This is a genomic window from Tardiphaga sp. GW821-FHT12E02 (genome assembly GCF_058807155.1).
Genome location: NZ_JBXAQK010000001.1, coordinates 3,422,437 through 3,442,920, shown reverse-complemented (window position 1 = coordinate 3,442,920; position 20,484 = coordinate 3,422,437). Strand labels below are relative to the sequence as shown.

Annotated in this window: 17 protein-coding genes; 5 read left to right on the top strand and 12 right to left on the bottom strand. The window is 62.6% G+C overall.

From position 1 onward, the window contains the following. Nucleotides 1-131: 131 nt before the first annotated feature. Both AC1RQ5_RS16290 and AC1RQ5_RS16285 read right to left on the bottom strand, forming a co-directional pair. On the bottom strand, nucleotides 132-449 hold the full coding sequence (locus AC1RQ5_RS16290) for an FtsB family cell division protein (RefSeq protein WP_493200274.1): 318 nt from the start codon (nucleotides 447-449) through the stop codon (nucleotides 132-134). Nucleotides 450-514: 65 nt separating this feature from the next. Further along, the gene (locus AC1RQ5_RS16285) at nucleotides 515-1,069 is read right to left on the bottom strand and encodes an NADPH-dependent FMN reductase (RefSeq protein WP_493200272.1); all 555 of its coding nucleotides are present in this window, start codon (nucleotides 1,067-1,069) and stop codon (nucleotides 515-517) included. Nucleotides 1,070-1,352: 283 nt separating this feature from the next. Here AC1RQ5_RS16285 and AC1RQ5_RS16280 point away from each other — a divergent pair, with 283 nt between their 5' ends. Beyond that, the gene (locus AC1RQ5_RS16280; protein ID WP_493200270.1) at nucleotides 1,353-2,876 is read left to right on the top strand and encodes a caspase family protein; all 1,524 of its coding nucleotides are present in this window, start codon (nucleotides 1,353-1,355) and stop codon (nucleotides 2,874-2,876) included. A 104-nt stretch (nucleotides 2,877-2,980) separates the two neighbouring features. Here the strand turns inward: AC1RQ5_RS16280 and AC1RQ5_RS16275 are convergent, their stop codons facing one another. The 4 genes from AC1RQ5_RS16275 to AC1RQ5_RS16260 are packed head-to-tail and all read right to left on the bottom strand — an operon-like array spanning nucleotide 2,981 to nucleotide 7,273. Beyond that, nucleotides 2,981-4,222, bottom strand: coding sequence for an MFS transporter (locus tag AC1RQ5_RS16275; protein ID WP_493200268.1), 1,242 nt, complete (start codon nucleotides 4,220-4,222; stop codon nucleotides 2,981-2,983). Then, nucleotides 4,219-5,358, bottom strand: coding sequence for a zinc-binding dehydrogenase (locus AC1RQ5_RS16270; RefSeq protein WP_493200267.1), 1,140 nt, complete (start codon nucleotides 5,356-5,358; stop codon nucleotides 4,219-4,221). The genes AC1RQ5_RS16275 and AC1RQ5_RS16270 overlap by 4 nt, the downstream gene beginning before the upstream one ends. Before the next feature lie 34 nt (nucleotides 5,359-5,392). Continuing rightward, on the bottom strand, nucleotides 5,393-5,980 hold the full coding sequence (locus AC1RQ5_RS16265; RefSeq protein ID WP_493200266.1) for a protein-S-isoprenylcysteine O-methyltransferase: 588 nt from the start codon (nucleotides 5,978-5,980) through the stop codon (nucleotides 5,393-5,395). Nucleotides 5,981-5,998: 18 nt separating this feature from the next. Further along, nucleotides 5,999-7,273, bottom strand: coding sequence for a hypothetical protein (locus AC1RQ5_RS16260; protein ID WP_493200265.1), 1,275 nt, complete (start codon nucleotides 7,271-7,273; stop codon nucleotides 5,999-6,001). A 210-nt stretch (nucleotides 7,274-7,483) separates the two neighbouring features. Here AC1RQ5_RS16260 and AC1RQ5_RS16255 point away from each other — a divergent pair, with 210 nt between their 5' ends. Further along, the gene (locus AC1RQ5_RS16255; protein ID WP_398476494.1) at nucleotides 7,484-8,176 is read left to right on the top strand and encodes a hypothetical protein; all 693 of its coding nucleotides are present in this window, start codon (nucleotides 7,484-7,486) and stop codon (nucleotides 8,174-8,176) included. 68 nt (nucleotides 8,177-8,244) lie between these two features. Here AC1RQ5_RS16255 and AC1RQ5_RS16250 read toward each other — a convergent pair whose 3' ends face one another. After that, on the bottom strand, nucleotides 8,245-10,200 hold the full coding sequence (locus AC1RQ5_RS16250) for a glycoside hydrolase family 113 (protein ID WP_493200264.1): 1,956 nt from the start codon (nucleotides 10,198-10,200) through the stop codon (nucleotides 8,245-8,247). A 157-nt stretch (nucleotides 10,201-10,357) separates the two neighbouring features. Next, the gene (gene eno / locus AC1RQ5_RS16245; protein ID WP_493200262.1) at nucleotides 10,358-11,641 is read right to left on the bottom strand and encodes a phosphopyruvate hydratase; all 1,284 of its coding nucleotides are present in this window, start codon (nucleotides 11,639-11,641) and stop codon (nucleotides 10,358-10,360) included. Between the two features lie 127 nt (nucleotides 11,642-11,768). On the opposite strand from eno, the gene queF reads away from it, so the two are divergent. Next, nucleotides 11,769-12,248, top strand: coding sequence for a preQ(1) synthase (gene queF, locus AC1RQ5_RS16240; protein ID WP_398476501.1), 480 nt, complete (start codon nucleotides 11,769-11,771; stop codon nucleotides 12,246-12,248). Nucleotides 12,249-12,288: 40 nt separating this feature from the next. On the opposite strand, the gene AC1RQ5_RS16235 is transcribed toward queF, so the two are convergent. The 4 genes from AC1RQ5_RS16235 to AC1RQ5_RS16220 all read right to left on the bottom strand — a co-directional run bounded on the left by AC1RQ5_RS16235 (nucleotide 12,289) and on the right by AC1RQ5_RS16220 (nucleotide 17,241). Beyond that, nucleotides 12,289-14,214, bottom strand: coding sequence for a TonB-dependent receptor (locus AC1RQ5_RS16235; RefSeq protein ID WP_493200260.1), 1,926 nt, complete (start codon nucleotides 14,212-14,214; stop codon nucleotides 12,289-12,291). Nucleotides 14,215-14,706: 492 nt separating this feature from the next. Further along, a complete protein-coding gene (locus AC1RQ5_RS16230) occupies nucleotides 14,707-15,879 on the bottom strand; it encodes an MFS transporter (protein WP_493203446.1) in 1,173 nt (390 codons plus the stop codon). A 44-nt stretch (nucleotides 15,880-15,923) separates the two neighbouring features. Beyond that, the gene (gene kdsA, locus AC1RQ5_RS16225) at nucleotides 15,924-16,781 is read right to left on the bottom strand and encodes a 3-deoxy-8-phosphooctulonate synthase (RefSeq protein WP_493200258.1); all 858 of its coding nucleotides are present in this window, start codon (nucleotides 16,779-16,781) and stop codon (nucleotides 15,924-15,926) included. A gap of 133 nt (nucleotides 16,782-16,914) precedes the next feature. Then, nucleotides 16,915-17,241, bottom strand: coding sequence for an NIPSNAP family protein (locus AC1RQ5_RS16220; protein WP_398476507.1), 327 nt, complete (start codon nucleotides 17,239-17,241; stop codon nucleotides 16,915-16,917). Between the two features lie 194 nt (nucleotides 17,242-17,435). Here AC1RQ5_RS16220 and AC1RQ5_RS16215 point away from each other — a divergent pair, with 194 nt between their 5' ends. Then, nucleotides 17,436-17,747 carry a PAAR domain-containing protein gene (locus tag AC1RQ5_RS16215; RefSeq protein WP_398476509.1) on the top strand — a complete coding sequence of 104 codons (312 nt, stop codon included), beginning with the start codon at nucleotides 17,436-17,438 and terminating at the stop codon, nucleotides 17,745-17,747. 12 nt (nucleotides 17,748-17,759) lie between these two features. Next, nucleotides 17,760-20,465: a CHAT domain-containing protein gene (locus AC1RQ5_RS16210; RefSeq protein WP_493200255.1), complete on the top strand. Its 2,706-nt coding sequence runs from the start codon at nucleotides 17,760-17,762 to the stop codon at nucleotides 20,463-20,465. Nucleotides 20,466-20,484: the final 19 nt, after the last annotated feature.

The window sequence follows — 20,484 nt, the reverse complement described above, 5'->3', positions numbered from 1 at the left end:
TAATTTGCGGAATAGAAATGAGCAGAGCCGTCATTTCATCGCAACAATTGGCGACAAAGCGCTAACCATCGCATTCATGCAAAGCAGCACTGCTCTGCACGATCGCGACTCACATTGCGGAGAGGTGAATCTCAGTTCGCTTTGATCACGCGAATGACGTCGCGCGGATGCGCATAATCAAGCTGCCAGCGCACACGCTCATCGAGCATGTCGGGGTCCATGCCATTGGCCCGCAGCAGCGACACGCGCTGTTCGGCCTTGGCGCGTTCTTTCTTGAGCTGGACGAGTTCGGAGGTGAGCGCGGTGATCTCCTGATCGAGCTCCTGCCGCGCGTTCAGGCCATATTTGCCGGTATAGGCGTTCATGCCGAAATAGCTGACCAAGAGCGCGGCCACGGCATAGAGCACGAGGCCGGTCAGGACCGATTTCAGGCGGGTATGTTTGACCATGCCTGAAAATGCGACGGCCCGGTTAAAGCGACGCTAACAACCGGGCCGCGGGGCGAACAGAAATGTTATTTCTTATGCAGTGCAACCCAGGCGGCGAAGGCGTCGATATAGGCCTGCAGCACCGGGCGGATCGATTCCTTGATGATCTCGCCATGCTCGTCGAACGCGTCGCCGACGGCGTTGAGGTAGATTTCGGGCTGCGGCAGGATCGGGCCGGTGATGCCCGGGAGGGTCTGGCGCAGGGCCAGCGCCGCGCCGAGGCCACCGATCGGGCCCGGCGATGAGGTCACGATGCCGGTGGGCTTGCCGAGGAACGAGCTCTTGCCATAGGGGCGCGAACCGACATCGATGGCGTTCTTGAGTACGCCTGACACGGACCGGTTGTATTCCGGGGCGACAAAGATCACAGCGTCTGCCCCCTGCACGGTCTCACGGAACTTGACCCAGTCGGCCGGCGGATTGGCTTCCAGATCCTGGTTGAAGAACGACAGGTCGTTTAAGGTCACGATGTTGAGCTTCAGCGACGCCGGCGCCAGCTTGGCCAGCGCCTGGGCGATCCGGAGCGAAAACGACTGTTTACGGAGGCTGCCGACAATGACGGCAACGCTGTGAGTGGTCATGAATTGTCCCTCTTCGGCGCCGACATGGCACCGCACCAATCCTTGTTCCATCTCCCATCCGGCGGAAGCATGCAAGTGCATGAATTCGTCATTTGAAAGGAGGATGCAGCTTGGCGCCGGGTTTGCGTACACAACTGCGTGACGACAGTGCCCCCCGACCCGTCCGGGTTGCTGTCGATCGAACCGGTCGCCCAAAGCGCGCGACAAACCACACGACAGAGCCCGGTCTGGTGACATCGGGCGCAACTGTTAAACTCCAGGCGTCGCAATTCAGGGGCGTTCGATGCGCAAATTCGGCCTGATGGCTTCCCTCGCCTTTGCAGCCGCGCTGCTGAGCCAGCCGGCGCTGGCCGACAAGCGTGTCGCTCTGGTGATCGGCAACTCGGCCTATCAGAACGTCATCAAGCTTGCGAACCCCGTCAACGATGCCAATGCGATGACAGAGACGCTGAAGGCTGCGAATTTCGATATCGTCGAAAGCCGTCGCGATCTGAAAGGCACCGAGATGCGCCGGGCGCTGCGCGACTTTGCAGACAAGGCGCGCACGGCGGATGTCGCGGTGATCTATTTCGCCGGCCATGGCATCGAGGTAGAGGGCAGCAATTACCTCATCCCGACCGATGCGCTGCTGGAGCGCGATACCGACGTCTATGACGAAGCGTTTTCGCTGGAACGCATACTGACCGCCGTCGAGCCGGCCAGGAAGCTGCGGCTGGTGATCCTCGATGCCTGCCGCGATAACCCCTTTCTCAAGAGCATGAAGCGCACCACAGCCACGCGCGCGATCCCGCGCGGCCTCGCCAAGGTGGAGCCGGCCAGCCCGAACACGCTGATCGCCTATTCGGCCAAGGCCGGATCCACAGCGCTCGATGGCGACAGCAAGAACAGCCCGTTCACAACGGCGCTCGTGCGCCATATCGCGACACCGGGCCTCGATTTGCGCAAAGCCTTCGGCTTCGTCCGCGACGAGGTCATGAAGGATACCGGCAACCGTCAGGAGCCCTATGTCTATGGCTCGCTGGGCGGCGAGGATGTTGCGCTGGTGCCGGTGGCTGCCCCCGCGGCCAATGCACAAGTCGAAGCGCGCCGCGACTACGAGCTCGCCATGCAGGTCGGCACCAGCGATGGCTGGAACGCTTTTCTTGGCCAGCATCCGAACGGCTTCTACGCCAATCTCGCCAAGGCGCAGCTCGCAAAACTTCCCTCCGGGGCCGCTCAGACCGCGCGCGCCGAAACGCCGCGCGTTGCCGCTGTCATGCCAGCCGCTCCGCCAACAGTCTCGACGCCGACAGATCTGCCGCGACAGGTCCAGGTCGAGTTGCAACGCGTCGGCTGTCTGCAAGGCGCGGTACAGGACAACTGGACCAGCGCCTCCACCAAATCGCTGGAGCGCTTCAATCGCTATGCTTCCACCACATTCGACAGCAAGGCCGCAAGCGGCGACGCGCTCGATGCCCTCAAGGCGAAGGTGTCTCGCGTGTGTCCCCTCGCCTGCGCCCATGGCAGCCGCGCCGATGGTGACGCATGCGTCAAGATCGTCTGTACCCGCGGCAGCGTCCTCAATGACGACAATGAATGCGAGAAGAAACGCGGCCGCAACGAGGCGAAGCGCAATGTGCCGCGCCGCGAGCGCGTCGATGCCGAAGACCTCGATCGCCCGCGTGCGCAGGCCCGTGCACCACGTGCCGTGCAGCCCTCGGGCCAGATCGTCTGCGACGCCGCCGGCTGCCGCCCGGTCCGTCCCGGCTGCCGGCTGGTGCAGAAGGACATGCGGATCGGGCTGACGAATGTGGAGGCGTGTAACTAAGTTATGACCGCAGGGCGGATGAGGCGAAGCCGTAATCCGCCGCGGAGTTTCCACTATGAAATCGGCCGGCGGATTACGCTACGCTAATCCGCCCTACGATCACATTACTCCAGCCGCTCCATCTCGCGCAGAGTCGGGAACAGCTTCATCCAGATCAACGCAATTGCTACCGTGCCAAGGCCGCCGATCAGCGCCGCCGGCACCGTGCCGAACAGCGCCGCCGTGACACCGCTCTCGAACTGACCGAGCTGGTTCGATGTGTTGATGAAGAGATAGTTCACCGCGCCGACACGACCGCGCATCTCGTCGGGTGTTGCCAACTGCACCAGCGAGAAACGGATCACGACACTCACAGTATCCGCAGCGCCCAGTACCGCCAGCGCGGCCACCGACAGCCACAGCCATTGCGACACCGCAAACACCGCCGTCGCTATGCCGAAGATAATCACGGCCTGAAACATGCGCATGCCGACGCGGCGGTTGATCGACCAGCGCGTCAGCACGATGGTGGTCAGCAGCGCGCCGACGGCCGGCGCCGCGCGCATCACGCCGAGCCCCCAGGGGCCGGTCTGCAGGATGTCGCGGGCATAGATCGGCAACAACGCCACGGCGCCGCCCAGCAGCACCGCGAAGAGATCGAGCGAGATCGTGCCGAGGATATTGGGATTGCTGCGCACGAAAGTCACGCCGGCAAACAGCGTGCGCAGTGACGGCGGATCTTTCACCGTTACTTCGCGCGCCAGTTTGATCGCGAGATTGAGCAGAGCGCCGATGCCCCAGAACGCCGCCATCATCACATAGGGCGTCGATGGCGACAGCGCATAAGCGACGCCGCCGAGCGCCGGGCCGCAGATCATCGCCACCTGAAACACGCCGGTGGAGAGCGCCGTCGCTTTCTGCAGGTGGCCTTCCGGTACCACGCCCGGTAGCAGCGCGGAGCCGGCCGGCGCCTCGAAAGCCGTCGCGGCGCCGATCACCACCAGTGCGAGAAATATCTGCGGCGCGGTGATCCAGCCGGCATAGGTGCCCCATGCCATCAGCACCGCGATGACGCCCTGCAAGAGCTGACACAGCATCACCACCCGACGCCGATCGTAGCGATCGGCGATGTGGCCTGCGAAAAACACCAGTGCCAGCATGGGCGCGAATTGCGCGAGGCCGACCATGCCGAGCTGAAAGGCGCTCCCGGTCATGTCATAGATCTGCCAGCCGACGGCCACGGCTGCGATCTGCGAGGCGAAGCGCGAGAAGCTGCGCGACACCATGTAATAGAGATAAGGCGGATGGCGCAGCAGCAGGCGCGCGCCATCGCTCACGACGTCAGTCGATTGATCGGCGAGTGTCATCCCGGCAGATTCGGATTGATCAGATACTTCTCGCCGGTCGCACGCTTCGCATAGGCACGCAGATTGTCGAGATCGAGAACGCCCTGAAGGGAAATGGTCTTGGTGTAATGACTGGCGAACGTGGTCTTGAGTTCGGCCACCACGCGGGCACGGAGTTTGGCCGCATCATCCTTGCCGATCTTCTGCAGGAACGGAAACAGCAGCCAGCCGCCCATGCCCCACGCCATGCCGGGCGGCGACAGTTCGATCGGGCGCGGCTCGAGCCGGCCATAGACATAGACCTGCTTGTGCGTGGTCGAGCCGTAACGGCTATAGACCTTCATGGCTTTCACGGCGGCGGCTTCCATCGCGTGCAGGATCTGGCCCTGCAGCTTGCCGCCGCCGGTGGCATCAAAGGCGATGGTGGCGCCGGTGGCTTCGAGCGCTGCGACGAGATCGTCGAAGAAGCTCGGTGCCGTGGTGTTCACCACGTACTTCGCGCCGATGTCGCGTAGGATTTTCTCCTGCGCTTCGCTGCGGACGATGTTGACGAGATCGATGCCGTCCTTCTGGCAGATCTTGTTGAGCATCTGGCCGAGATTGGACGCTGCCGCGGTGTGAACCAGCGCCTTGTGCCCTTCCCGCTTCATGGTCTCGGTCATGCCGAGCGAGGTCAGCGGATTGACGAAGCAGGATGCGCCTTCTTCCGCCGTCGTACCGTCCGGCAGCGGCAACACTTCCTTCGCCTTGATGACGCGATACTGCGCATACATCGCACCGCCGATCGCCGCAACGGTCTTGCCGAGCAGCGCTTGTGCCTCGGGCGAGGATCCGGCCTTCACCACAGTGCCGGCGCCTTCATTGCCGACAGCCATGGACTCGTCGAGCCGTCCGCCCATCGCCTTGAGATTGGCCTCAGCTACCTTGGCCGTGACAACCGCGGACGCGCCGGAGCCAGTCACCTTGGCCGTGGCTGGATCGGCGGCGCCGAGCAGCAGGCCGAGATCGGACGGGTTGATCGGCGCCGCCTCGATGCGCACCACGATCTCGTCAGCACCGGGCGCCGGGATATTCACCTGCTGCAGCGAGATTTCGAGTTCGCCGCTGCTCTTGATCAGCGAGCGCAGTTCGAGGCCGGTGGTGATGTCCGCAGTCATGTCTCTCTCCCCAGATTCCGCGGTCTCTGCCGCGTCAGTAGATACCCGGAATGATACGCTTGGTTTCGCGCATGTAAGTCCGATAGTCGTCGCCGAATGCTTCGGTCAGCATCCGCTCCTCGTGATCGATACGCGTGAAAAACAGGATCGCGATGGCGACCAGTCCGCTCAGCGCGGCCATGGCATTCGGCAGCAGAAAGGCCTGCGCCAGCCCCCATAGCCAGAACGACGAGTACATCGGATGCCGGATCAGGCGATAGACACCGCCGCGCACGATCTGGTGACTGTCGCGGATCTCTAAGCTCGCCGACCACTGCCGGCCGAGATCCTTGTGCGAGCGGCGAAACAGCCAGAGCGACAGGACATAGACCAGCGCGCCGACCACGACGGAGGCGTAGTTGAGCTGGTAGGTCAGCGCTGCCGGCCAGCCCGATGCGAGCCAGATCACCGGCACCACGACCAGGCCGATGGTGGCGATCGCGAGCAGAATCCGCTCGCGGCTCCAGCCGACGGCTTTGACCGTCGCGGTCTTGCGCGCCTTGCGGGCATAGGGATAGCGGATGATGAACCAGGCGATGAGCCCGATCGCCCAGACATAGATTCCGAGAAGTGACGCGGTCATGGTCGTCCGTTCAGGCCATCACGCGGCATTGACGGATGCCCCTGCCTGCGGTTGAGAGGAATTGCCGCGCGCCAGCAGCGCGCCATCCGCGCCAAAGCGCGTGACACCGCCGCCGACCGCCGTGATCTCGTCGAACGGCAGCGGGCCGCACAGGATCATGCAATAGTCATAGGGCGCGCGCTGCTGATTGCCCATCACCATCTGATAGTGGATGCGCATGAAGCTGAATCGGTAGCGCTTGAACTGATCCATGCCCATCATGTCGTGCATCTGGATGCGGCGGATATTCGGGCGGCCATCGCTGCGGTCGCGGCTGACGCGCTTCAGCGTCACCGGGTCGAAACGGTAGAAGCTGATCACATCGTCGCGAGCGTGATATTCGGCCCAGCGCACCGCCGGCGTATCGGCAACGAGCCTAGACGCTTCGCGCACGCTGGAGCCGGCCGGATGCAGCGCGAATTTCGGGATCGTAGCACTCACCGTCAGCACGCAGATGGCGGGGCCATGCGCTGTGAGCTCGGGATCGAGCTTGAGCGCCCGCGCCACCGTCTCCATCACCAGTGCGGCGCCAAGGCAATGACCGATGATGACGATCTCGTCGACATCGGCTTTCTGCGCACGCGCCACGAGCGTCTTGGCAAACTCATCGACGCGCGCCTTCATCTTTGGCCGCTGGCCGTAGACATACTGGCGCGAAAATATCCAGTCGTCGAACACGTGATTGATCGGCTTCCGCCAGCCATAATACTGCAGAAGAGCCGTGAAGACCGCGGCGGCCGCGACGGCGCCGACGATCAATGCCGCCGCACCCGACAGACCCAGCAACCATGTCAGGCAGGTACCGACCGCCGCGCCTGCCGCAGCAAAGGCGGCGATCCAGAGATACGAGAACAGGAAGAAGCCGGCATATTTCCAGCTCGAATAGAAAAAGCGGAACAGGGTTCCCGTGACCAGCCAGTTGCCCAATGTGAGGAAGGCGGCGCCGAGTCGCGACAGCATGCCCCGCGAATGATCCTCGTTAATGAGGTCATCCCAGCGCAGCATCTCGTAGGTGATGTCGGTCTGCCAGTTTGGGCCGGACGCCCGCGCCGGCCATGAGGCGCTGACCTCGCGCGCATCGGGCGTACCGGATGCGCTCGCGGTCACGCCCCAGGTCTGCTGAAACGTATCCAGCGATTTGCGGAACCGCGCGAGCTGCGTATCCGGCGAGATCGGATCATACCCGCCGATATGGAAGACGTGTCGCCGCGCGATCATCGCCCGCTCGCTCCCGATTGCATCCCGCTTGGTCATGGCAGGTGCATAGCAAATTCGCAGGATCGCACAAACCGCCGCGATGGGCATATCCGTGGCATCACGCAGGTTTTTGTCGCCTTGGGGTCACACCGCACGGCTTTCGCAACCCCGCTCATCACAAAACAGGGAGTCGTGGCAGGACTGTGATTGACGCGACCGGTTGATGTCTGAACATGTCGCAGGATTTCTCGTTGGAAAGAAAGAAAAATGTCGATCGTTCTTCAGGGCTCGCAGCGGCCGTCCCGGGCCCTTTCATGGACCTCTCCGGCGGCCGTTCTGCTGATTCTCTGCACCGTTTTCGCAACCGCCCTCGCCGGTTCCACTGCAGCCGATGCCGCCACCCGCCGTCCCGGCAAGGTGTACCTGTATCGCGGGCTCATGAACGTGTTTTCGCTGGGCATGGACCAGCTCGCTTACAAGCTGGAGGCCGCCGGTGTTGCCACATCCGTTAGCAACCACACACTGTGGAGCAGCGAAGCCAATGACATGATCGCCAAATATCAGGCCGGCAATCGCGAGCCGATCATCCTGATGGGTCATTCCGCCGGCGCCGATGCCACCATCGCGGTGGCGCGCAAGCTTGCGCAATATAACATCCCGGTCGCGCTGATCGTCAATTTCGATCCCGTCGCCCCGGATGCGGTCCCGAGCAATGTGAAGCAGATCGTGAACCACTACGTGGCCACGGGCTGGGGTCAGGCCGTGGCCGCCGACAAGCGGTTCAAGGGCAAGCTCGCCAATGTGAATGAGAGCCGCACCACCAACCACTTCTCGATCGACAAGGATGAGGCTCTGCAGCGCCAGACGGTTGCCCGTGTGCTGTCGGTCACCGGCGGCGGTATCCGCCGCAAGCCTGCTGCTGCTCCGAAGGGTGCACAGGTTTCGGCTGCTCCGCAGTAGGCGTTACTCCGGATAAAACAGTGCAACGGCCGAGGCGCGAGCCTCGGCCGTTTTGCTTTGGCGCATGGTCAGGCCAGCAGCACGTCGTGCTGCGCGGGTGTCTTGACGATCTCGATGGGACTGCCGGTCAGGTCGTGCTGGTCGGCCACGGTCGTGATCGCCTCGGCGGCAGGCATCACTGCCGTCACCACCGGTGCGCTGACACTTGCCGGCTCGCTGGATGGCGCAGGCACTGTTTCCGTCGTTGAGGCCAAGAACGCAAAATTGTCGCTCGCCAGCGTGCCGTCCTTGAACTTCATATATTCGACATTGATCAGATAGTCGGTGCCATCGCGATTGGCGACGCCGTCGGCCACGACCGTTTGTGCCCCCTTCCGGCTGATCACGTAGTCATCGATCGAGCCGGAAAACACCGCGGTATCGGTTCCCGCTTCGCCATTGATGATGTCGTTACCGATGCCGCCGGCAATATAGTCGTCGCCGGCACCGGCGCGCACCACATCGTTGTCGTTGTTGGCGCCGAAGATCCAGTCCTGGTGCCTGGTCGTGTCGAAATTGATGGTGCGGACATAGAGATCGAACGAGCCTGGTGAACTCGCATTGGTGCTGTCTGCCGGGCTCATCTCGACGCCGTTGATGGCGATATCCTTGAAATGCAGCGCCCGCCCCGGCGTCGAATTGACGAGCTCGATAGCCACGCTCGTCACCTGCTGCGGATTGTCGAAGGTGAATGTCTGGGTCTGGTATTCGGACGGATGCGAGGCCGGTGTAAATTCCCTCACACTATCGACAGGCTGCCCGTTGACGATCAGCCGCGCCTGCGCCGCCTCGCCATTCACCACCGATCCATAGCCGGTCAGCGTCACCGTGGTCGACGTTAGCCGCCCCGGCTCCGACGGGCCGGCCACGATGACGTCATTTCCGCCGCCTGCATAGATCTCGTCATGGCCGAGACCGCCATAGATGGTATCCCGCCCGGCGCCGCGATCGATGGTGTCGCCAATCGCCGATCCATAGGTGGTCGTCTCGGGCAGATAGCCATTGCCGTTGAAATACTGTTCGACCACCTGCTCCGCCGGCTTGTGCTGCGGCGAGTAGCCGGTCTCGTTCGGCTGGTTGCTGAGATCCCACTGCCAGAACTGCACGCCCTTCAGCCAGGTGCCGCCCTGGGTGCCCCAGACCTGCATGAAAGCGTTATACGCATCGGCCTGCTCAGCCGCATCCGGCGGCGCCTTGGATGAACCGCCGCCCGGATTGATCGCGGTCCCATCGATGCTGCGATAGCCGACCTCGGTCATCAGCACTTTCTTGCCGTGGTCCTGCGACAGCGAATGCAGGAAATCCACCGGCGACTGATGATCGAAGGCGCGCGCGTAATAGGGATTGAACGGCACCTCGTTCCAGGCATTCACCAGCTCGGCGACTGTCGGCTCCGTGCTCGATGTCAGCGGCGGATAGGTATTGACGCCGATGATGTCGAGATCGTCCCAGAAGCTGACCTTCGAGGCTTCGTCGGTGGCCGCAGCATAAGTGATATCGCCGCTATAGACCGAGCGGACGGCCGAAATGACATCGCGCCAATAGGGCGCATATTGCTCACCGGAGAGACTGCTCATCTCATTGCCGATGGCAAACGTATCGACATCGCCCTGCTCTGCGATGTCAGCGAGATGCACGATCTCGGCTTTGTAGGATGCGAAGAACGCCGCGACATCGGTCGGCGCAAGACTGTGCGAGATCGTGCCGTCGAGCCCGGACAGGTTTGGCTTGAACACGATGTCGAGCCCGCTCGCATGTGCCGCCTTGAAACCGGCCAGCAGCGACGCATCGGTCTCCGTCTTGCCATCAATCGCCTTGACGTCGTTGCCCCAACGATTGTCGGTCCAGATCCGCGTTGTCAGTGCGACCGAATTTGAGCCGAGATTAGCAATGTTCTGGAAGGCCTGATTGGCGGAAGGGCTGGCAAACTGGCCGCCCCATTCTGACAGGGCCCCAAAACCCTGGATGTCGAAGATGTTGGGCATTCGCGCTCTCCATCTGCAATGCAGTGAGAGCCTGCGCGCCGTTCATGATGCCTTCGCGACCGCAATAAGGTATCCTGATGGCGCCTAAAGTTTGAACGAAAATCGCCGCCTGCGTTTCCACAAGCGGCGATAATCGGTTCAGCAGTACGCGTAACGCTTACGCCAGTGCCTTCAGCGCCTTGCGGCCGGCATAGATCGCCTGGGTGCCGAGCTGCTGTTCGATACGCAGAAGCTGATTGTACTTCGCCGTGCGATCGGCGCGGGCGAGCGAGCCGGTCTTGATCTGTCCGCAATTCGTGGCGACGGCGAGATCGGCGATGGTCGCGTCTTCCGTCTCGCCCGAGCGATGCGACATGACGGCCGTGTAGCCAGCCTTGAAAGCCATCTCGACGGCACTCAGCGTCTCGGTCAGCGAGCCGATCTGGTTGACCTTGACCAGGATCGAATTGGCGCGGCCGGCCTTGATGCCCTCTTCCAGGCGCGTGACATTGGTAACGAAAAGATCGTCGCCGACCAGCTGGCACTTCTTGCCGATCAGGTCGGTGACTTCCTTCCAGCCGTCCATGTCGTCTTCCGACATGCCGTCCTCGATGGAGACGATCGGATAGTTGGCGACGAGCTGGGCGAGATATTTTGCCTGCTCGGAAATGCTGCGGGTCTTGTTCTCGCCGCCATAGACATAGGCGCCGTCCTTGAAGAACTCGGTCGATGCACAGTCGAGCGCGAGCATGACGTCGTCGCCGGGCTTGTAGCCGGCCTTGGTGATGGCGGACATCACGAAATCCAGCGCCGCTTCGGCCGAACCGATATTCGGTGCAAAACCGCCCTCGTCGCCGACATTGGTGTTGTGGCCGGCCTTCTTGAGCTCACCCTTCAGCGTGTGGAAGATTTCGGCACCGGCGCGCAGGGCTTCGGCGAAGCTCGATGCGCCCACCGGCATGATCATGAATTCCTGGAAGTCGATCGGGTTGTCGGCATGCATGCCGCCATTGATGATGTTCATCATCGGCACCGGCAGCGTGCGTGCGGAGGTGCCGCCGACATAGCGATACAGCGGCATGTCGAGCGATTCCGCAGCGGCCTTGGCGGCGGCGAGCGAGACGCCGAGAATAGCATTGGCGCCGAGGCGCGACTTGTTGGGGGTGCCGTCCAGCGCGATCATGGTCTCGTCGAGCTGGATCTGGTTCTCCACATCCATGCCGCCAAGCGCGTCAAAGATCTCGCTGTTGACGGCCTCGACAGCCTTCAGCACGCCCTTGCCGAGATAGCGGCTCTTGTCGCCGTCACGCAGTTCGACCGCCTCATGGGCACCGGTGGAGGCTCCCGACGGAACCGCCGCGCGGCCGATCGAGCCGTCTTCCAGCACCACATCGACTTCAACCGTGGGATTACCGCGGCTATCAAGAATTTCGCGGCCGATGATGTCGACGATGGCGGTCATGGTGCCCTCTTTGTGCTGGGGGTGGTTGGTTGGCCGTGCTTCTAGCCCATGGTGCGGGGCGGGAAAACCCCGCTTGGCGTGACGGCAGGCCGCGGATTGGCTAAGAACCGCCGCAACGGAGACCGAAATGTCGAAAACACCCCGCAAATCCCCCAAAGCCGCGCCCGAACTCCAGCTCGGCCGCGCCGTCGAATGGCCGACCTCGCCCGAGTCCGCCCAGCTCGACAAGGTGCCGAACCCGCAAAAGGGTACCGATTACACGGTGCGCTTCACCGCGCCGGAATTCACCTCGCTGTGCCCGATCACCGGCCAGCCGGATTTCGCCCATCTGATGATCGATTACGTGCCAGGCCAGTGGCTGGTGGAGTCGAAGGCGCTGAAGCTCTATCTCGCCTCGTTCCGCAACCACGGCGCCTTCCACGAGGACTGCACCGTGGCGATCGGCAAGCGCATCGCCGACACGATCAAGCCGAAATGGCTGCGCATCGGCGGCTACTGGTATCCCCGCGGCGGCATCCCCATCGACGTGTTCTGGCAGACGGGCCGTTTGCCCAAGGGCGTGTGGGTGCCCGAGCAAGGCGTCGCACCGTATCGGGGGCGGGGTTGAGGCATCGCCCGCATGATCGCCACATGCGGGCGATCCCCACTCAGAAATCGAACGTCGCCGACACCAGATATGTCCGCGGCGTGGCGCGGGCGAGTCCGTAATTGGCCGAGACCGCCGACCAGTAATTGGCGTTGAACACGTTCTCGATATTAGCGCGGATCGTGATCGGCTTGCCGGTCCAGGGCGACGGGAATGCGTAACGCGAGCCGACATCCACGCGGGTCCAGTCCGGAATGCTCTGCGTATTCGCCGTATTGGCAACCTGCGATGACGTATAGATCACCCGCGCGGAATGCGTCAGCCCTGCCACCAGCGGGTTATCCACCTCGCCGCCCAGATTAAGCTGCACATCGGGCACGCCAACCGCCGCATTGCCGTTCATGGCACCATTCAGCGTTTTGGTCTGGATACCTTCCATGAAGGTGACGCCGCCGAGCACGCGTACGCCCTGCACAACCTCGCCGAACACGTTGAATTCGACGCCTCGATTACGCTGCTCACCGCCGAGCTGATAAGTTCCGTTCTGCGTGATCGCGAAAGGCTGCGTGATCTGGAACAGCGCCAGCGTCGTGGTGATGCTGCCGAAATCCACCTTGACGCCAGCCTCGATCTGCTCCGATTGCACCGGCGGCAGCATGTTGCCGGCATTGCTGGTGCCGGCCGGCGCCACCGATCCTGCGCCGAGGCCCTCGATGTAATTGGCATAAAGGGACACATTTTCGAGCGGCTTCACCACCACTCCGAAGAACGGCGTCAATGCCGACTGGTCGTAGAGCGAGGAGATTGCGCCCGTGGTCGCGTTGAAGTTCGTCACCTTGATCTGCTGCTGACGGCCGCCCAGCATGAATTGCAGGCGATCATTCAGCATCCACATGCTGTCGGAGAACGAATAGCTGGCCAGTTCGGTCAGGTTCGTGCGTGGTGCCGTACTGGCGAAGCCTGAAAGGTTTGGCTGCGCGACGGAGGCCACATTATAGATATTGGTGGTGAAGTTCGTCGTCGGTGCGATCACGCCCAGCTCGCTCGACAAGCCAGTCGCGGAGAATGTGAATTCATGGCGCACCGGGCCGGTCTCCACACGCGTGCGGAACCCCGCCTGCCCGGTATATGATTCCGCATAAGTCGGCTGCACGAATTGCCGCCCCGATGCATTACCGAGCGCGTCGGTGATGGTCAGGAAGCTGTAGACGCCAAGGAAATCGTTGCGGCGTGCGCCCATCGAGGCGAACACGGTGGTGTCGTCGGTGATATCGGCCTCGACATTGGCAAGACCGTAGACGTCCTGACCATCCGCGAAATACCAGTTCTGGCCAAGGCTTGCGGTATTGCTCGGCGGGTTCGGAAGCGGAAAGCCAGCATTGAAATAAACCGGGCGGGTCGGATCCTTGGCCTGGACCTTCTGATAGTTGATGTCCATCGACGCGCGGATGCGCTCGCCGCGATAATCGACCGCCAGCGCGGCCTCACCCAGCTCCGATGTCTGGTTCTTCACCGGCGTGTCGCCATCGCGATATGCGCCGTTGAAGCGAACGCCCCATTCCTTGTTGTCACCAAAGCGGCGGGCGGCGTCGATGTGGGTGCCGAACTGGCTGTTTGAAATATAACCGACGGTTAAACGTGTCAGCGCGTCGTCCGGCGCACGCTTGGGGATCAGATTGATCATGCCGCCGACACCGCCCAACGGCGCCATGCCATTAAGAAATGCGCTCGGTCCCTTGAGCACCTCAACCCGCTCAACGAAAGCCGTGCCAGCAAGTTGATACGGCACCACGCCGTATAGTCCGTTGACGGCGATTTCCGATGCACCGACCGGAAAGCCGCGGATGAAAAACTGGTTGGAATAACCGCCATCGGCCCATGCATTGCGCACGGACGGATCGTTCTGCACCACATCGGCCACCGATCGCGCCTGCTGGTCCTCGATGGTTTTGGCAGTGTAGCTGGTGATATTGAATGGCGAGTTCATGACGCCGCGATTACCGAGGATGCCGAGTTGGCCTCCTGTTGCGACTTGACCGCCGGCATAGGGAGCGGGCGGCGCGCCCACAATGCTGCCGCTAGGCGGAAGATAGCGCACGGGCTCAACTTGCCGGACCGGTCCGGTAACGCGCCGCACAGGCCCACGAGCGGCCGAGCGCCGCGGCGCCGGCGTGTGCCGCGCCTGCGGGCGTGCCGGTGCTTCGACCGTCACGGCGGGAAGATTCGGTGATTGCGCCTGCGCCCCGCTCGTGAAGATGACAGTCAACGCGAAATAGCTCGTGGCGCTCAGGCAAAGCGCCCGGCTCGTTCGGATATCGATCATTGGCGCACTTCCCCAGCCTGAGGCCGCCATGCTGCGGCCGTTCGACCTTCTTAGGTCGAGGTCAGGGAGCTGCGTAATAGAAGGTCTCGAAGACTGGATGCTTCAGGTTGCAGAACGCAGCCTTGTCCATACCGCGCTCAACCGAGAAGATATGAGCTATGCGTCCGCCGGCTTGCGCTGCTTCAAAAACCTTGCGCTGAAAAAGCCGAGCGCGAATACCAGCGCTGCACTGATCAGGAGTGTGGGCACCTTGCCCGCATGAGCCAGGCCGAAACCATAGGCGATCGGGCCGACCGACTGGCCCATGAAGAAGCAGAACGCATGCATCGACATGGCACTGGCGCGGGCTTCCTGCGACAGTTCGGTGGAAAAGATCTGCAGCGAGCCATGAAGCATGTAGAATCCCCAGCCCATGATCAGCAGGCTCAGCGCCTGGATCTGCCAGTTCGGGCTGAAGCCGGTAGCAGCGATCTGGATCGCGATCAGGATGCCGCCATAGATCATCATGCCATTGATGCCGAGCCGCGCCAGCATGCGCGACACCGTCAGCGTGTAGAGCAAGCCACCTACGGCAAAACAGGCGATGACGACACCCGCAATCGACAGGCTGGTGACGCCGCCATCGAACAGGAATGACGAGATATAGGGAAACAGGCCGAGGATGCAGCAGCCTTCGACAAAGACGGCGCTGTAGACGATCAACGTATTCGGATTGCGGAAGATCACCTTGTAGCCCTTGGCGAGCCTGCCGAAGTCAGCCTTCCCGGCCGGCTTGATGATCGCCGCCCCCTTGAAGCCGATGGCAACCGCGACCGAGGCGAGGATGGCAACGCCACCAAGGATCACCAGCACGCCGCGCCAACCGAAGAAATCGCCGATGATGCCTGCGGCCGTAGAGCCGAGCACGGTGCCCGTCATGGCGCCGGCCATCACACGGCTCAGCGCGACCTGACGAAGCTGTGGGCCGACCAGATCGCTGGTCAGCGAGAGCGTCACTGGAAACACACCGCCTGCCCCGATGCCGGCGAGCACGCGCGTCGCCAACAGCAGGGAGTAGTTGGTCGTCATCGCGCCCAGGATGCTGGAGACGCCGAGCAGCACCAGACAGATGATCATCAGCCGTGCCTTGCCGAACATGTCGGCGGCGGCGCCAAGCACCGGCTGCACGATGGCAAAGGTGAAAGCCAACGCGGATGACAAGCCCGCGGCGACCGCGACCGTGACGAGCAGATCATCGGCCACATGCGGCAGCACCGGATCGAGCGCGCGCTGTGACAGCGCGGCGGCGAAGGACGCCAGCGCGATGACTTTGATGACCGGCGGCAGCATCGGCGCGCCGCTCAAGTCCGATTGGCGATCCGATGCGGTATCGGTCACGCCTTGACCGATGTCTGCTTGGCGAGCGCGTCGAATGCCATCAGGTTCTTCACCAATGCCTCGAACTCGCGGAGCGGCACCATATTCGGCCCATCGGACGGCGCATTGTCGGGATCGGGATGCGTCTCGATGAACACGCCGGCGACGCCCACGGCAACAGCAGCCCGCGCCAGCACCGGCACGAATTCGCGTTCGCCGCCCGAAGACTCGCCCTTGCCGCCCGGCTGCTGCACCGAATGGGTGGCGTCGAAGATCACCGGTGCCTTGGTCGTGCGCGCCAGGATCGGCAGCGCGCGCATGTCGGAGACCAACGTGTTGTAGCCGAAGGACGCGCCGCGTTCGGTCACCAGTACGCGGTCATTGCCGCCGCCAACCAGCTTCTTGACGACATTGGCCATGTCCCAGGGCGCCAGGAACTGGCCCTTCTTCACATTGACGACTTTGCCAGTCGCCGCCGCTGCGAGCAGCAGGTCGGTCTGCCGGCACAGGAAGGCCGGGATCTGCAGCACATCCACGGCTTCCGCCGCGCGTGCGCATTGCTCGTTCTCATGCACGTCGGTGAGAACAGGCAAGCCGAACGTCTCGCGGATTTCTGCGAAGATCGGCAGCGCATCGTCAAGACCGATGCCGCGTGCCGCGGAAGCGCTGGTGCGGTTGGCCTTGTCGAATGAGGTCTTGTAAACGAGACCGATCTGCAACCGCTCCGCGATCTCCTTCAGCGCCTGCGCGGTTTCCAGCGCATGCTGCCGGCTTTCAAGCTGGCATGGCCCGGCGATTACCGAAATCGGCAGATCATTGCCGAAACGGACAGAGCCAAGTTCAACGACGGGCGCGGCGGTGAGCGATGCGGTCAAGACGGTCCGGTCTCCTGAAGGGGAACGCGACCATCAACCGCAGGAGTGGGCGGGATGCAAGCCCGATCGGCTTGCACCCGGCTCATTGGGATATCAGGGTTGCGCCGGACGCGTTCCCCGACCCGGCAGTGGCTTATTTTGCCGCGGAAAACGCCGTCGGCGCCAGCAACTGGCTGACGATATTGCCGACGATCTGGCCGTCTTCCTCGGACTTGGCGCGGGCTGCGATCCAGTCCGGATCGGTCATGAAAGCGGTCCAGAGCTTTTCGCGCTCGGCCAGCGATTCCCACTTCAGCATATAGGTCAGGTCGCCATTGGATTCGCCGATCACCGTGGTGAAGAAGCCCGCCTGGCGAATTCCGTGCTTCTCCCACAGCGTCAATGTCGCAGTCTCGAAACGCTTGAGCAGCGCCGGCAATCGGCCCGGCAAACAGCGATAGACACGCAATTCATAGATCATGGCTTTTGGTTCCTTCCCATTTTGGTGGCCGTCTACGGCTCTTGCGCATGGCTCAAACCGGCATCGCCCCTTGTTCACGCCGGTACAGGCTTACATCATGCGCCTCGTTGCGCAACTGAACCCGTATGCCCGCTCGCGCAACAAAGCTCTGCAATAGACGCCGCGCCTAACGCGACAGCACAATTGGAATGACCATGCGCAACACCGCCCTCGCCTTGCTCTTTGTGACCCTGACCGCTCCTGCACTGGCGCAAGCGCCCGGCCAGATCACATCGGGCGCCACAGGCGTCACCGTGAATGGCAAGCCGGCAGCGCGCGTCGGCGACACCACCACCGATGGCAAGATCATCGAGGGTGCCAGGGGCGTCTATATCAATGGCAAGCCGGTGGCCGTGGTCGGCGGCAGCACCGAATGCGGCTCCAAGACCACCTCCGGCAGCCACGGCGTCTTCGTCAACGGCAAGCCGATGGCGCGCGCCGGCGACACCACGTCCGGCTGCAAGTAACGCCAGCCGACCATGCCTCGGTATCGAATCCGATGGGCCGCAAGCGCCATCTTCACGGGCCGGCTGGCACTGGCCGTTGTCTGTGGCCTCGCCATCCTGCCCGCGATGACGCTCGTTGTCGAAGCCCAAAGCCGCCGCGCGCCCAGCGAGCGCGAGCTCACGGCCAAGGTGATGGAGGCTTTCAATGCACTGCGTGCCAGCAATGATGGCAGCGGCCGTGATCGACTGAAGAACGTGCTGCGCGAGGTCACGCAGAGCAATTATCACCACCTCACCATCAACGCCTATCTCAATGCCGCGCAGTCCTTCGAGCGTCGGCGCGATGTCGCCACCGCGTCCGAACTGTTCGCCGATGCCGCAAGGACCCGCGCCGCACGCGAAGGCGGCAATGATGCCGCCACGCTATGGTTCGAATATGCGCGTTTTCTCGAGCGAACCAATCAATATGAAGCCGGCATTCCGGTCGCCCGCGAAGCACGAAGGATCATGCGCGCGCAATATGGCGCCAACTCGCCGCAGGAGATCGCCGGCGGCGACATTCTTGCGACGGTGCTCACCAATAATGGTGCGGTCGCTTCCGGCCTTAATCTCTCGGAAGAAATTTATCTCAACGCCCGTAAAGCGCTCGGCGATCGCGAGCCGCTCACCTGGCGCACCGAGAATAATTACGCCGAAGCACTGCGCATGGTCGGCCACCCCGATGTGGCCGCAACGATCGACGAACCTCTCCTGCGCAAGCGCATCGCGCATTACGGAATCGGCAGCATCCAGGCGCTGGTCTCGGCCTCCAATCTCGCGCTCAACCATCTGGCCATGGGCAATGAGGCGGAGACGCTGAAGGCGCTCGATCTGCAAAAGCGCGCCGCGGCCACGCTGGCCGATCCCCGCTCCGAACATGTCGCGCAGGCGGATGTGTGGATCAGCTACACCAAGGCCTATTTCCATCCTGACCGTCGCCTGAGTAATGCCGATCTCGAAGCCATGGCGCGCGTCAAGGACTGGAACGGCGCACCGGACATCCTGCGCATCATGACCGCGCAGCTCGCTGCCGATCAATTCGAGATGCGCGGCGACATCGACCGCGCTTTGGCACTGCGCGTTGATGCCTATCAGCGATCGCAGGCGACCATCGCCAAACAGCATCCCATGACCTTCAATGCCCTGCTCGGCATCGCCATGACGCGCATGAAGCGCGGCGACAGGGAGACGCTCGCGACTTTCAAGGATGTCGAGCAGCAATCGTTCCGCTGGATGCTGCGCGAGGTCGGCACCGCCGGTAACCGCTACGTGGCCGAAACCATGCGCAAGCTCGCGGATGACATCCTGCATGAATTCGGCCGCTACGCCCTGCAGGAGCCTGCCGCCGCGCAGGCCTATGCCGAAGCCGTGACGCGCTGGAAGACGATGGAAGACGGCGACCGCACGCTGCTCCGCCTCACCGCCGACCGGCTCCCCGACGATACAACCCGGACTTTGGCGCAAACCGTGCTGCGTCTCTCCGGCCAGCAGCAGGAACTGCTCTCCTCGGGCAAGATCGACAACGATGCAAGAGAGGTGCTCGCGCAATTACAGCAGGTGCGTCAGGCGCTCGCAGCGCGCATGGGTGAAAAGGCGCCGAGCGATCTCAAACTGCCGACCATCGAGGACAGGCTCGAACACATGGATGCATTGGTCGACTTCTTCGTCAGCGGCCGCCAGAACCGCGTCACGCCCATCGACCCCAAACCACAGATGCGCCTGCAGGCGGTGATCCATCGCAACGGCAAAATACCGGCATTGGTCGATCTCGGCCCGCTGGATAATTTTCTGGGTGCCGATGTTACATCAAGCGACCGCAACAAGACTTTCCGCCGCCTCTACGACACCCTGCTCGGCCCGCTGAAGCCGCAGCTTGCCGACGTCAAGCGCCTGTTCCTGGTACCGGACAGCGAGCTCTACAGCCTGCCCTTCGCCATGCTGCAGGACGCCAGCGGCCGTTATCTCGACGAGATCTACGACACCCGCATTATGACCCGTGCCGATGCGCTGTTCTTCGCCGACCGCGACACAAAGCTCGCGGCTGGCAGCAAGGCGTTATTGGTGGGCGGCCTCGATTATGCCGGCGCAGCCAGCCAGTTGCCCTCGACAAAAACCGAGATCGATACCGTGGCTGCCGATCTGAAAAAGCGTGACCTGAAAGTCACCATGCTCAGCGGTGACGGCATCGGCGAACCCTCCATCCGAAACGATGCCAAAGGCGCGTCGCTGATCCATCTGGCGACACACGGCTTCTACAAGACGGCGTCGGATCGCACCGATGCATTGTGGCGAAGTGGCCTTGTCGCTTCACGTCCCAATCTCAGCCGCCCGCCGCAGCGCGACGACAATGACGGCGTGCTCTATGCGCATGAGCTGATGAACTGGGATTTGTCGTCCGCCGATCTCGTCGTGCTCTCGGCCTGTCAGACCGCCCTCGGCGATCCCAGCCGGGTCGGCAGCGTGCGTGGCCTTCCCACCGCCCTCGCCATCGCAGGCGCACGGCGATCATTGCTGACACTGTGGGAGGTTGCCGATGAAGGCACGGCGAATTTCATGGCACGCTTCTATCAGGTGCTTGCCGACGACGATCTCGACTACGCCAGCGCGCTGCGCAAGGTGCGCATCGAGGCGATGCATGGCAAAATCAAGGCCGCCGAAGATCCATCGGTCTGGGCGGCCTTCGTGTTCTTTGAGAGCTAGGAACCGCTCGTAGGGCGGA

Coding starts and splice junctions, on each gene's coding strand:
- AC1RQ5_RS16270 (WP_493200267.1), bottom strand. CDS start 5,358: ATGACTGCGGACATCACCACCGGCCTCGAACTGCGCTCGCTGATCAAG.
- AC1RQ5_RS16280 (WP_493200270.1), top strand. CDS start 1,353: ATGCGCAAATTCGGCCTGATGGCTTCCCTCGCCTTTGCAGCCGCGCTG.
- AC1RQ5_RS16260 (WP_493200265.1), bottom strand. CDS start 7,273: ATGACCAAGCGGGATGCAATCGGGAGCGAGCGGGCGATGATCGCGCGG.
- AC1RQ5_RS16290 (WP_493200274.1), bottom strand. CDS start 449: ATGGTCAAACATACCCGCCTGAAATCGGTCCTGACCGGCCTCGTGCTC.
- AC1RQ5_RS16230 (WP_493203446.1), bottom strand. CDS start 15,879: ATGCTGCCGCCGGTCATCAAAGTCATCGCGCTGGCGTCCTTCGCCGCC.
- AC1RQ5_RS16215 (WP_398476509.1), top strand. CDS start 17,436: ATGCGCAACACCGCCCTCGCCTTGCTCTTTGTGACCCTGACCGCTCCT.
- queF (WP_398476501.1), top strand. CDS start 11,769: ATGTCGAAAACACCCCGCAAATCCCCCAAAGCCGCGCCCGAACTCCAG.
- AC1RQ5_RS16265 (WP_493200266.1), bottom strand. CDS start 5,980: ATGACCGCGTCACTTCTCGGAATCTATGTCTGGGCGATCGGGCTCATC.
- AC1RQ5_RS16275 (WP_493200268.1), bottom strand. CDS start 4,222: ATGACACTCGCCGATCAATCGACTGACGTCGTGAGCGATGGCGCGCGC.
- AC1RQ5_RS16210 (WP_493200255.1), top strand. CDS start 17,760: ATGCCTCGGTATCGAATCCGATGGGCCGCAAGCGCCATCTTCACGGGC.
- AC1RQ5_RS16220 (WP_398476507.1), bottom strand. CDS start 17,241: ATGATCTATGAATTGCGTGTCTATCGCTGTTTGCCGGGCCGATTGCCG.
- AC1RQ5_RS16235 (WP_493200260.1), bottom strand. CDS start 14,214: ATGAACTCGCCATTCAATATCACCAGCTACACTGCCAAAACCATCGAG.
- AC1RQ5_RS16285 (WP_493200272.1), bottom strand. CDS start 1,069: ATGACCACTCACAGCGTTGCCGTCATTGTCGGCAGCCTCCGTAAACAG.
- AC1RQ5_RS16255 (WP_398476494.1), top strand. CDS start 7,484: ATGTCGATCGTTCTTCAGGGCTCGCAGCGGCCGTCCCGGGCCCTTTCA.
- AC1RQ5_RS16250 (WP_493200264.1), bottom strand. CDS start 10,200: ATGCCCAACATCTTCGACATCCAGGGTTTTGGGGCCCTGTCAGAATGG.
- eno (WP_493200262.1), bottom strand. CDS start 11,641: ATGACCGCCATCGTCGACATCATCGGCCGCGAAATTCTTGATAGCCGC.